Source organism: Cohnella mopanensis (assembly GCF_022352055.1).
In the GTDB taxonomy this organism is placed as follows: domain Bacteria; phylum Bacillota; class Bacilli; order Paenibacillales; family Paenibacillaceae; genus Cohnella; species Cohnella mopanensis.
Genome location: NZ_JAKRWM010000013.1, coordinates 143,262 through 156,388 on the forward strand (window position 1 = coordinate 143,262; position 13,127 = coordinate 156,388).

7 protein-coding genes are annotated in these 13,127 nt (G+C 50.0%); all 7 read left to right on the forward strand.

Annotated elements, in window-relative coordinates; translation table 11 throughout:
* Window positions 1-165: 165 nt before the first annotated feature.
* The 7 genes from L3D05_RS19185 to L3D05_RS19215 all read left to right on the forward strand — a co-directional run bounded on the left by L3D05_RS19185 (window position 166) and on the right by L3D05_RS19215 (window position 13,020).
* Complete coding sequence (locus L3D05_RS19185; protein ID WP_239617934.1) at window positions 166-1,176, forward strand: ABC transporter permease; 1,011 nt, start codon at window positions 166-168, stop codon at window positions 1,174-1,176.
* A 15-nt stretch (window positions 1,177-1,191) separates the two neighbouring features.
* On the forward strand, window positions 1,192-2,700 hold the full coding sequence (locus L3D05_RS19190) for a sugar ABC transporter ATP-binding protein (protein ID WP_239617935.1): 1,509 nt from the start codon (window positions 1,192-1,194) through the stop codon (window positions 2,698-2,700).
* A 75-nt stretch (window positions 2,701-2,775) separates the two neighbouring features.
* A complete protein-coding gene (locus L3D05_RS19195) occupies window positions 2,776-3,843 on the forward strand; it encodes a sugar ABC transporter substrate-binding protein (protein WP_239617936.1) in 1,068 nt (355 codons plus the stop codon).
* A gap of 263 nt (window positions 3,844-4,106) precedes the next feature.
* Window positions 4,107-7,220, forward strand: a complete 3,114-nt coding sequence (locus L3D05_RS19200; RefSeq protein WP_239617937.1) for an ATP-binding protein — start codon at window positions 4,107-4,109, stop codon at window positions 7,218-7,220.
* A gap of 3 nt (window positions 7,221-7,223) precedes the next feature.
* The gene (locus tag L3D05_RS19205; protein ID WP_239617938.1) at window positions 7,224-8,318 is read left to right on the forward strand and encodes a response regulator; all 1,095 of its coding nucleotides are present in this window, start codon (window positions 7,224-7,226) and stop codon (window positions 8,316-8,318) included.
* Window positions 8,319-8,449: 131 nt separating this feature from the next.
* Window positions 8,450-11,938: a Kelch repeat-containing protein gene (locus tag L3D05_RS19210; protein ID WP_239617939.1), complete on the forward strand. Its 3,489-nt coding sequence runs from the start codon at window positions 8,450-8,452 to the stop codon at window positions 11,936-11,938.
* Window positions 11,939-12,180: 242 nt separating this feature from the next.
* Window positions 12,181-13,020 (forward strand): methyl-accepting chemotaxis protein, encoded by an 840-nt coding sequence (locus L3D05_RS19215; RefSeq protein ID WP_239617940.1) that lies wholly within the window; start codon window positions 12,181-12,183, stop codon window positions 13,018-13,020.
* Window positions 13,021-13,127 lie beyond the last annotated feature (107 nt).

A 13,127-nucleotide genomic window follows, 5' to 3' on the forward strand; every position in this document is an offset into this window, starting at 1 on the left:
AAAGATAGAAGCTGCCTCTCCTATATGGAAGGCAGCTTTGTCTATGTAAAGTGGAAATCTAGACCATCAACGTGGAAATCTCCATTAACTTTAGATGACAATCAAAGTACTATCTTCATAGGAGTTGTGACGATTTAGAGAAATTCTTAGCTGGAGGGCACGTGCATGAAGAACAGTATAGAGTTAACGGCAGAGTACAAAGAAGTCAAAGGTAAGAGTAACGTTGTGGTAGCCCTCCTTAAGCGAAGCGAAACAAGTGTAATCGTAGCAACGCTTGTGTTATTCATCGTATTTGCGATTGGATCTTCAAGTTTTTTATCCTCTTACAATCTATTCAATGTGTTTAGGACCACTTCGTTGTATATGTTCGTGGCTTTAGGTCAAGCCATCGTGCTTGTCATTGGCGGGATGAATTTGTCCTTGGGCGCGATCGGCGGTCTCTCAGTCGTGACCGCGGGCGTTGCTATGGACACCTGGGGGCTGCCTTGGTGGATGGGTGTCATTCTAGCAATCATCGTCGGCGCTATAGCGGGATTTATTAACGGTATTTTTATTGTTCGTTTGAAACTGAATTCTTTCGTTGTAACGCTGGCGACTTCGTTTATCTTCACGGGCCTCGTATTCGGGATTTCGAAAGGGTACCCGTACACCGGAATTCCAAAAGGGTTTACTTTGATGGGCAGGGACGGGTTCCTGGGGATCCCCTACTTGTTCTGGCTAATGATCGTGACATTAATCGTCTTGTGGTACGTATTCAAGTACACGGTAATTGGCAGACAAATTCTCGCGACGGGCGGCAATATCGTCGCTGCGAGATATTCTGGCATCAAGACGGATCGAATTGTTCTGCTCGGCAACGTATTATCGGGAGTTTTTGCTGCCGTCGCAGGCTTGTTATGGATATCGCGTATGGGCTCAGCTACGCCGGCAACCGGAAGTGATTGGATGATCATTTCGTTCGCGGTTGCGGTCATTGGGGGCACAGCTCTTAGCGGGGGGGCGATCAGCGCCATTGGACTTGGAACAGCCGCGTTGATGATTGCGTTAATCAATAACGGATTAATTATGCTTGGCGCAAATGTGTATTTCGAACAATCCTTCCTTGGCGTCATTATCATGCTGGCGGTTCTAGCCGAGAGCTTCCGTATGAAGCTACATTCATCACGCAAACGCTAAGAAAGGAGAGTTAATATGCTGGAATTACGGGGTATCAGCAAAATTTTCCCGGGCGTCAAAGCGCTCGATAATGTATCAATTACGTTTCGTCCTGGCGAAGTGCACGGGCTACTTGGGGAAAATGGAGCCGGCAAAAGCACTTTGATTAAAATTATATGCGGCATGTACCAGCCGGACGAAGGCGAAGTGTTCCTAAACGGCAAGCAAGTGCGCTTCGAAAGCTTCCGGGATGCCTTGGAACATGAGATCAGTATCGTGAACCAAGAAATCCAAGTTATTCCCCAGTATACGATCGCGGAGAACATCTTCATTGATAAGATCGGTAAATATGCGAAAGCAGGAATCGTAAATTGGAAGCTCATCAATGAGATGGCGGGCAAATATTTGAAGATGGTCGGTTTGGAGTTGGAACCTACGACCATTATTGGCGGATTGAGCGCAGCCCAGAAGCAGCTCGTGCAAATCGCTAAGGCGCTATCCTCCAATGCGAAGGTACTGTTGTTAGATGAACCTACTTCTTCCTTGACCAAGCATGAAGCGGAATATCTGTTTAAGCTTGTCGCCAAGCTGAGAGAGCAAGGCGTTGTCCTTATATTCGTTTCCCATAAGCTTGAAGAAGTATTGGAGATATGCGATAAGGTGTCCGTGCTTCGCGACGGTAATTACGTAGGGACCAAAGTGCGAGAAAATTTGACCAAACAAGATATCGTCAAGATGATGATCGGTCGCGAGACTCAAGATCGTTACTTGGGAAAATTGGATATCAACTATGATCGTAAAGTGCTAGAGGTCAAAGATTTATCGCAAGCCGGAAGGTTTAGCAATATTAACTTCGATTTGTACGAAGGTGAAATATTAGGTTTCTACGGACTCGTGGGCTCGGGCCGAACTGAGCTAGCGAAGATCATCATCGGCGAAGATACGAAAGACTCCGGTGAAGTAAGGATAAACGGCAAGAAAGCCGTCCCTGAAAGCATGGCAGACAGTCTGTACAAATACCGGCTTGGCTATGTATCTGAGAATCGCAAAGAAGAAGGTCTCCTGCTAGACGAAAGTGTAAAGACGAATATCGGAATTACGATCTGGAAGAAGATCGTTCATCCGTTTACGCGGAAGCTGAATTTGACATCGGAGAAGTCCGAAGCCAGAAGAATGGTCGAAGCGCTCAAAATAAAAGTAACCAGTGCTGAAGATATTGTTGGCAAACTCAGTGGGGGAAACCAGCAGAAGGTAAGTATAGCGAAGTGGTTGGCGGCCGGATGCGACATTCTTATCATCGATGAGCCTTCTGTCGGTGTTGATGTCGGGGCGAAGGAATATATACATCAATTGATTTGGGATTTGGCGAAAGTCGAGAAGAAATCGATTATCGTCATCTCCTCCGATTTGCCCGAGTTGTGTACTCTTGCCAGAAGAATATTAGTCTTCAGCGAGTATCGAATCGCAGGCGAATTAAACGATATCAATGACGAATACCACTCGTATGACGAGTTAAGCGGTCGCATTGGCCAGTACATGGCTTAGGCTTTAAGTGGAAGCACTCCCTGCTTCCAATTTAAATAGAAATGAAAAGGCTTTCAACTTTGAGGAGGAATTAAGATGAGAAAAGTAATCAAAGCGGGTCTTCTTTCAATGAGTACAGTATTGCTTTTAGGAACGGTATTGGCAGGCTGTGGATCTAATAACTCTAGCAATTCTTCTCCTAGCGCGGCAAATGCTTCGCCGGCAGCAGCAACTGATTATAAACTGGCTTGGTATGCATCCGCACCACATCCCTATTTCGAAGAAGTGAAAAAAGGCGTAGTAGCATTTGAAAATGACTTCGGCATTCCGGTTGAAAAACAAATCGGGCCGGACTGGAATCAACCAAGTGAGACAGATAATGTACAAGCTCTAGCAGCAAAAGGGTATAAATATTTCTCAATCTATCCATCGGATGGAAGCGGTGCTAACGGACTTTACGAAGAGTTGACTGCGCGCGGTGTGAAGTTCGTCAACTTCGGAGCTTCTACGGTTATGCCAACTCCTGCATCGTTCTTCGTGGGAACGGATGCCAAAGCAGCGGCCATGCAAGCGACAGAGAAGCTGATCAGCTTGATGGGCGGCAAAGGTAATATCGTAAACGTGCTTGAAGTACTGGAAGACTCGAATACGAAATTACGTAAAGAAGGCGTCGAAGAAGTCGTCAAGAAATATCCGGATGTTCATATCATTCAAGAAATTTCTGGCATGAAGAGTACGGAAGAAGCGGTTCAGAAAGTAGACAGCGCAATTGCTGCCAATATCGATAAAGTAGACGGCATTATCGCAACCGGATTTACACCTTCCGTTGCCATCGCTCAGGTTATGGACGATTACAAGAAAAAAGGCGGCAATCGGACGATTCATTCGATCGGCATGGATACGGATCCTATCGTGATTAAAGCCATTAAAGATGGCGTGATGGATGCGACTATTGCACAGAACTCTTATGGCGCCGGATACTTGTCCATGCTGTTGCTGAAGCTGATGGCTGACGGATATACGCCGAAGCAAGACGCATACGCGGTTGACGGTGGCATTGTCGTCGTGACGAAAGACAATGTAGATACGTATGAAGGCGATATTAGGAATGAAACGAATAATCTTAAAAATGCATTGTTAGCCACTTATTTGGAAAAGAAATAATAAAGTAGCTTGGTTAACTGAATGATAAGAGATTAATAGGCTCTGTATAGAGCCTCAGCTTGACGAGAAACCTCGGTCATTTCATAAAATGGCCGGGGTTTTAATATTTGGAGGCGGATTCCTTGCGTAATTTGAATTTCGCAACGTCATTCGGGAGGGACATCGAATAATTTGTCGAATTAAGTAGATATTCGTCGATACGCATAACCAGCCAGACTCCGTTCTTTGGAACGGGACTCCTACATGATAAGAGGTATTGCGAATTGCTTAAGAGATCTCTGATCGTTGTCCTGCTCAGTTTCATCTCGTTCTCTATGATTCCATTGTCGATCATGATGAATCGTGGCCATCAAACCGGCGACCTGCAAGTCCGGATGGGGGTCATGGATCTCTCTTCCTGGAATCAAGAGTGGGATACGAGAATCAGACTGGACGGCGAATGGGAATTTTATTGGAACCGGCTGCTAACCCCTGTCGATTTCCACAAAAATGAAATTGCAAACGCTACCTATATGAAGGTGCCTTCCCGATGGAATGGCAAGATCGTTGACGGCGAATCCTTGCCTGCATTCGGTTCTGCCACCTATCGTATGGTGTTGAAAAACGTGCCTTCAGGCGGCGTTTTTGCGTTGAAAAAAAACAATATCCGTTTTTCAAGCGTCATCTTCGTGAATGGACAGAAGCTACTTGAAGACGGGGCGCCATCCGGGGAAGCGGAGGGATATCGGCCGGGCAACACGCCGCAGTTCGGGCTTGTTTCGCTTGACAAGGGGGATGTGGAAATCATCGTCCAGGTCGCCAATTACGATTATACCAATGGAGGCATCCCCACCTCCCTCATCTTCGGCGAGCAGGCTGCGATGGTTAAGCATGAGATGAAGAATTCGATGAGCGAATTCAGCATGATTGCGATTCTCGGCGCGTTGGCGCTTATTTATTTGATTTGTTTCGCAGTGTCGGCCGTATACCGCAACAAAGATTATTCGCTGCTCGTATTCGCGGCCGTCTGCACGTTATATGCCGTCTATCACGGCTTGATCGGCGAACGGTCCCTCCTATTGTATCTACCTGACGTTACGTTTGAAACGATGTACAGAGCGAAGGATATCGCTTCCATTGCCACTCTGGTCTTGATTGCCTCTTTTTTTTACAAAGTGCAAAAAAACATCATTTCCTTAAAGATGCTTCAAGTGATATCGATCGTATTGGGAATATTCCTAGTCCTAGCGGGATTTACACCCATTCGCTTTTATACGGCCATTCAGGCATACGTCATTGTCTTTTATGAAGTTATGCTGGTTTGGATGCTATGGAAAACCGCCGTCCTCTTCATCAGGAGCGAGCATCACGGCCGGTTCAAAGCTTTGCTGCTGTTCATGGCGATTGTTGCCATTAATCTTTACTCCCTGGACATTATTTTATTTGCCCTGTCGTTAAAGGACAATCTCTGGCTTTCGCAGTTGTATATCCTCGTATTTAACGTAGTCGTCATTTTCCTGACCGTTTTCCGGTTTTTCGAAGCCTATCAAACGGTGAACGAAATGAAAAACCGGTTGCTTCAGGCAGATAAAATCAAAGATGATTTCCTCTCGAATACTTCTCATGAACTGAAGACGCCGCTGAATGCCATCGTCGGGATTACTGATACCCTGCTCAAAGGGATCGAGGGGCCGGTCACGGAGAGACAGGCGCAAAATTTAGCGATTATTTTGGGTAGCGGCAGGAGGCTCGCCCATCTGGTCAACGAATTGCTCGATTATACCAAAATGAAGCATGGCGATATCGCGTTGCAGAAGAGCCGTATCGAATTGAAGGCTGCCGTCGATTCGGTCATCCGAATCCATTCGTTTCTGCTCGACGGCAAGCCCGTTGCGTTATTGAACGGTATACCGGCAGACTTTCCCGCCGTGCAAGCGGACGGCAACCGACTCATTCAAATCTTGCACAATCTGATCGGCAATGCCATCAAGTTCACCGACCGGGGCGAGGTGGCTGTAAGTGCCAGCGTTATCGGAGATATGGCGGAGATTCGGGTAAGCGATACGGGAATCGGGGTCGAGGCGTCCATGCGGCAGCGCATCTTTAACGCCTTCGAACAGGTGGATCCTTCCGAAACTCGAAACTATGAGGGAACCGGCCTCGGTTTAAGCATAACCAAGAAGCTGGTGGAGCTTCACGGAGGACAAATTGGATTGGAATCCAGTCCCGGACAAGGCTCTGTATTTACGTTTACGCTACCGCGGTCGGATGAGATTCCAGGCGTCGCCGACGAGCATCGGGAAGTGCCGGTGACGGCTTATGCGCATGCCGCCATCCCGAAATCGGAATACCCCATCTATATCCAGGGGGATATCAACGAGCGAATTTTGGTGACGGACGACGATTCCGCCAATCTGCAAGCGATGATCAATCTGCTTCGGCTCGAAGGATATTCTATCGTAGCGGTCAATCGCGGGCAAATGGCGCTGGATGAGCTTGTCCGGAAAGCGGATTTTTCCTTGGTCATTCTGGACATTATGATGCCCGACATGTCCGGCTACGAAGTGCTGAAGAAAATCAGAGAGAGGTTCTCCTCCTTCGAGTTGCCGGTGTTGATGTTGACGGCGCGAAGCAGGGCGTACGACGTAGGGTCGGCATTGGAGATCGGGGCGAACGACTTTGTCGGCAAGCCGTTCGAGGCGGAGGAATTGACGGCTCGTGTCCGAAGCTTGACCCGATTGAAGGCTTCCGTGCAAAACGCCGCGAACGCGGAATTCGCATTTCTGCGTTCGCAGATCAATCCGCATTTTCTTTATAATGCCTTGAATGCTATTGCAGAGTTGTGCATAATCGAACCCCGGAAGGCGGAGGAATTGACGCTGAATCTTTCGGGATATTTAAGAAGCAGCTTCGATTTCAAGCAATTGAGTTCGTTAACGACGCTGCGTAGCGAGATGGAGCTCGTGGAAGCTTACGTGCATATTAAAAGGGCGCGCTTCGGGAACCGGCTTGAGGTCGATTATGACGTGGAAGCGGACCTTAACATCCGAATTCCTCCGTTGATTCTGCAGCCGTTGGTGGAGAATGCGATCAGACACGGGTTATTGTCTACTTTTGACCGGGGAAAAGTGATCATATCCGTGAAAGAGGAAGAGACGGGCGGGATTCGATTTAGGGTCACGGATAACGGATGCGGAATGAGTGAGCGCATCATAAAAGAGGTGCTGAACTCGGACTTGCATTCGAATTCGGACAAAAAAGGAGTCGGATTGTGGAATATCGGCAAGCGGCTCAAACTTTTGTACGATACAGGCATTCAAATAGATAGCGCGGAAGGGATCGGGACGACGGTGTCTTTCGTCATTCCGGCGCATCTGGTGGAAAGGGGAGGTGGGTAATTCATGTTAACGGCGTTGATCGTGGACGATGAAGAGTTGTCGCTGAAACGACTGAAGAGGCTCCTGCTCGAGAGCGGAGAGTTCGGCGAATGCCACGCTTTTCAGAATCCGTCGGAGGCTTATGAGTTCGCGAGAACGAAATCGATCGATATCGCCTTCCTGGATATTGCCATGCCGAAGATCGATGGAATGACTTTGTCCGGCAAGCTGAGGGAGCTTGACGATTCGATCCAACTGGTGTTCGCGACCGGTTCTGGAGACTATGCGGTTCAAGCCTTCGATATAAGCGCCTTGGATTATCTGATGAAGCCGGTGACGGCGGAGCGATTGAACCGGACATTGGACAAGATCGGCAGATCACGTCATGGCGCTTCTACCCTGCACGTTCAACTGCTGAACGGATTGAAAATATCCGACCGGGGCCAGAATGAAACGCCGATTCAGCTACGAAGTCCGAAAACCGAAGAACTGTTCGCTTTTCTCGTATGCAAGCTAACGGTGAGCCGGGAGGAAATCGTCGAAACGCTGTGGAGCGACCTGGAGACGGAGAAGGCGTTAAAAAACTTGAATTCGACTCTTTATTACATTCGCCAAGCGATCGATGCGGACAAGATCAACAAGGTCATCCACTCGAGCAGATCGGAAATCCGCATAGAGGAGAACGGCTTCTATTGCGACTTGTATGAATTCGAAAGGCTGTTGAAGGAAATCCGATCAGTTCCGGAACGAGCCGATAAGCTGCTCAAACAGGCGGAGGCGCTGTATACGGGGGATCTGCTGAAAGGTAAAATGTTCGATTGGGCCATCCCGCTCAGACGACGGCTCGAGAAACTGTACATCGAGCAACTGGAGGCGGCCTGCAGACGCAGCTTGGCGAACAACCGGCCGCTTGATTCTTTGCATGATTTCGGCCTCATTCTGAAGCTTGATCCCTTGAGAGAAGACATCCATCACGAGGTGATACGTTTACAGATCGAATTGGGCCATAAGAGTGAAGCGCTCCGCCAGTTCCAGCTACTTGAGAAAGTGCTGTATCAGGAGCTGGGCATGAAGCCCGATCCCCGAATGAATGAGTATGTCATGAATATGACGCTGTAGCTTGTGCAGAGGAGAGATTTGCTGAATCCGATGGGATTCAGCAGGTCTCTTTTTTGTTCTTGTTGATTCTGCGTTTATTGCTGTTCTTTATAATGATGCGAGAAGAATCGACAGCATAGGGGGAATCTTCATTGGCGAAGAGGAGATATTTCAGAGGAGCACGTGCGACAGGCTTAGGTTTAATCATTTGCCTTCTCGTGCAATTGTTCCCGGAGTTTAACGGGAACATCGCCAGCGCGCAGACGGATACGCGCGATGAGGCGCGAATGACGTGGCATTCGATAGGCGTAACGCCAATGCTTACAGGGAGAACGGCGCCTGCAATCGCCTATGATTCCGAGCGTGATCAAGTGGTGCTTTTCGGCGGGCATAATGCAAATGGAAATAAACTGAACGATATGTGGATTTGGGACGGGGATACGGCGAAGTGGACGCTGAGCCAGGCAACTACACCGCCGATAAGAAGCGGAGCCGGGATGGTCTATGATCCGGTCCATAAAAATATCGTCCTCTTCGGTGGGGATGGCGGGTTTTTACGTAACGACACTTGGCTGTGGAACGGTTCGAATTGGACCCTGGTTCCCACCGCAGCCCCCCCATCTGCCCGGACTACCGTGCAGATGGCATGGGACGGAACGCATGTCGTCCTCTTCGGTGGACGGGACGCGTCGGGGTCATTAAACGATACTTGGATATGGGACGGAGACGGGAAGACCTGGGTGAAGAAGACTCCCGCAATGTCCCCTCCGGAACGTCAGTTCGGCAGCATGACCTATGACGGGAAAGGCGCTTTATTATACGGGGGAGAATCGGGGGTGTCCCTACTAGGAGATACCTGGAGATGGAATGGTTCGAACTGGACGCGAATTAATTCGACGATTGCCCCGTCCGCACGCGCCACGGGAGGCATGAGCTTCGACGGGGAACGCGTTGTCATGTATGGCGGAGCGAATTCGGGCGGGGCGCTGGGTGAAACCTGGATTTTCAACCCTCAAGACGATCAGTGGACGAAAGCCAATCCTTATGTCAATCCCGAAAAGCGCGGACATACGACACTTACGTATGACGGCCACGGAATGATCCTTATAGGGGGATTTACGGATGTTGGGCTGCCGCAGGGGACCTGGAGATATGGCGAAGGAAGTCTCCCGGGCGTAACTACGGCTAGCGCATCGAAAGACGATAACGCCGGAACGGTGTCCGTAACGGCAAGCGTGTATGATAACGGAGGTCTCCGGCTTACCGAGGTCGGGGTCCAGTATCGTAAAGTCGGAGATTCCAATTGGACGTCGCAAGCGGCCTCCTCGGTTATAAATGGAGTCAATACAGTGACGCTAAGCTCGCTTGGATCGAACACGGCTTACGAGGCAAGGGCGTATGCGACGAACCCCATGGGGACTTCGACGGGAGCCATCGTTTCTCTTCCGCAGTTGAAAGGAACCCCGGTGATTCGTCTAACGGCATCGGTAACGGCGGTAACTTATGGCGAGTCAACGACAATAAGCGCGACGATGTCGGGGGATCCCGGCGGTCCCGTGCCTAGCGGTACCGTAACATTTTACAGCATCGATGGAACGCCGCTCGCCGCTCCGGTCGCTCTCGCAGGCGGCGGCGGAAGCTACTCGTTAACCGGGCTGGATCTCGGTACGCACCAGTACTATGCCGGATACAGCGGGGACGCCAACTATAAACCGGCTTCCAACATGAATTCGCCACTACAGATCACGGTCATCCGAAGCGACAACTCGAAGCTCGGTAGCCTGTCTCTCGAGGATGGCAATGGCGCGGTGATTGCGTTGACTCCGGCCTTCGATCCCAGTTTGACCGATTATGAAGTCCAAGTACCTTATGACGTAACGGGCGTACGTTTGACGGCCGTTATGCAGAACGTCTACGGATCGTTCGATATCAATGGCGATAGCGCCCATTCCGGAGATCCGTCCTTGGAATACGCGCTTGATTTGGGCGACAACGAGATGACAGTTCATGTCGTTGCGCAAAATGGCGACGATCTCACTTATCGCATTAAGATTCATCGCATGGGAGATGTGCCAGGCGTGCCGACCGATGTATCCGCGGCTGCCGGAGACGGTCGGGCAACGATTTATTTCAAGGCTCCCACGTACGAGGGTAGCAGCCCGATTACGGGATACGAGGTGATTTCGTCGCCGGGCAACATCGTAGCAACCGGGACGACAAGTCCTATTACAGTCAGCGGACTGACGAATGGGCAGACTTATACCTTTACGGTTAGAGCGATCAACAGCACGGGACCAAGCGCGAATTCCGCAGTCACCAATGCGGTGACGCCAAGAGCGGCATCAACGACAGGCGGCTCCATCGGGACGCCCGCTCAGCCGGACAAATCGGCTGATATGGATGGGCTTGTGAATGGCAAGACAAGGAAGATCGGCAAAGCGACTACGACGAAGGTCGACAACCGGACCGTGACGACGGTCGCAATCGATCGCGAGAGAATCCAAGACATGATCGCAATGGAAGATTCACGGGCGGTCTTGACGATTCCGGCAAAGGTTGATTCCGATGTCATCATCGTAGAGTTTGACGGCCGAACGATCAGAAGCATGGAACTCCAGCAGACGGTCATAGATGTCGTAACCCCATTTGCCGGTTACACCTTGCCTGTGCAGCAAATCAATGTTCAAGCGTTATCCGAGCAACTAGGAAAAGACGTTGACCTTCAAGAGGTTAAGATAACGATCGAGGTATCCAAGTCTTCGGCAAGCACGGTTAAGCTTGTCGAGAACGCCGCAGCTCAAGGTCATTATGTTGTCGTGGCGCCGCCCGTCGATTTTACGGTAAAAGCCGTCTATGAGGGCAAGGCAATTGAGGTGTCTAAGTTTAATGCCTATGTGAAAAGAACGATAGCCATTCCGGACGGCGTAGATCCGACCAAGATCACGACGGGCGTTGCCATTGATCCTGACGGAACGGTGCGTCATATTCCGACCAAGGTCATCGTGATCGACGGAAGATACTATGCGGAGATCAACAGCTTGACGGGCGGCACTTATTCGGTTATCTGGCACCCTTACGCTTTCGCGGATACGGCTAATCATTGGGCCGGCAGCTCCATTAACGACCTCGGCTCGCGATTGGTCGTGGACGGAGTCGGCAATGACCTATTCCAACCGAATCGATCGATAACGCGCGCAGAGTTTGCAGCGATCCTCCTTCGCGGATTAGGATTGAAGGCGGAGACCGGTTCTCTACCGTTCACGGACGTGAACGCATCGGATTGGTACGGTGGAGCGATTAAAACCGCTTACGCCTATAACTTGGTGAACGGTTTTGAAGACGGAACGTTCCGCCCGCTGGGCAGAATCACCCGGGAGCAAGCGATGTCGATGGTCGCAAGAGCGATGGCGCTAACGGAGCTGAAATCGAAGCTTCCAAACCGAGAAGAGAACGAGTTACTGCGGACCTTCACCGACGGTGACACCTCCTCGTCATGGGCCGTAAAAGGCATTGCAGATTGTTTGCAGGCCGGAGTCGTGTCTGGAAGAAGCGATAGCGAGCTCGCGCCGAAAGCCTATATTTCCAGAGCGGAAGTTGCGGTCATCGTGCAAAGGCTGCTGCAAAAATCCGAACTCATTTGATTCTTGGGACAACATTAGAACGGGGCGGCTTAGGCTGCCTCGTTTTTTTGTTTTCCCACTGTGGCCAGTGGAAGGAGAATGATCTATGAACAAAATCTTAATTACCGGCGGTACCGGATACGTAGGAAGCCGTCTAATAAACGAAAAATGATGCGCTTAACAATGAAATAACATTTAAAAGGTACAATTTATTTTAGAGTATATAAAGTGAAGTTATTATGCGGGCAGAGGAGGAGGAGCGATTGGAAGCCACAGTAAGGCGCTCTGAAGTGTTGGAAAGCATATTCAAGGCTGCACCGTTTTTTGCCCAGCTTTGCCGGGAGGAAGATATTGCGCTGGCTATAGCCGACAAAGAGAAATTGATATTTTATTCGCCGGACCGCAGCAGTCCGCTGGATGTAAAACCCGGTTCGCCGATCTCGAAAGGTCAAGGTATCGAAGTGGCGATGACGACCAGACAGATGGTCATCAAGTCGATTCCGAAAGAAATGTTCGGCGTTCCATCGCGTACGATTGCCATTCCTGTAATCGATGAGAACGATGAGGTGGTCGGCGCGATTGCGTTCGGAGTGAGCATGGCTAGACAGTCCAAGCTGTCCGACCTGGCGGAGCTGCTCGTCTCGGCCAATACCCAAATTACGGCAAGCATGAGTAATTTGCTGGAAACGTCCAAAGAACTTCGGGAAGCGCAGGAATCGATGAGCAAGTCAGCGGATCAAACGAAGAAGGAAGTTCTTGAGACAACGAAAATTACCGATTTGGTAAAGAGGATCGCCTCGCAGTCGAACATCCTTGGACTTAATGCTGGTATTGAAGCTACACGTGCGGGCAACGCAGGCAGAGCGTTCCAGATCGTAGCCAACGAAGTGCGCAAGCTGGCCGGCGACAGCGTAAACGCGGTACAGCAAGCCGAAGAGAGTATCGGTCGCATGAAGGAGAAGGTAGAGACGATTCTCTCCAAGACCGGCACGGTCGATGCCACGGTGCTGCGTCAGTCTGCGGCATTCAAGGAAATTGAAGAGACGCTGGCCAGTCTGAATGACTTGTCGAATCGCTTGCTGGAAGCTTCGAGATATTTTTAAGTATCGTTCATGTGGAGGCTGTAAATTGATTGCCCAGCCCATGCCCAGAAAAACCGAAGAGACGCCGGGTTAACCCGAGCGTCTCTTCCTTGTTATTGTGCTGTTTT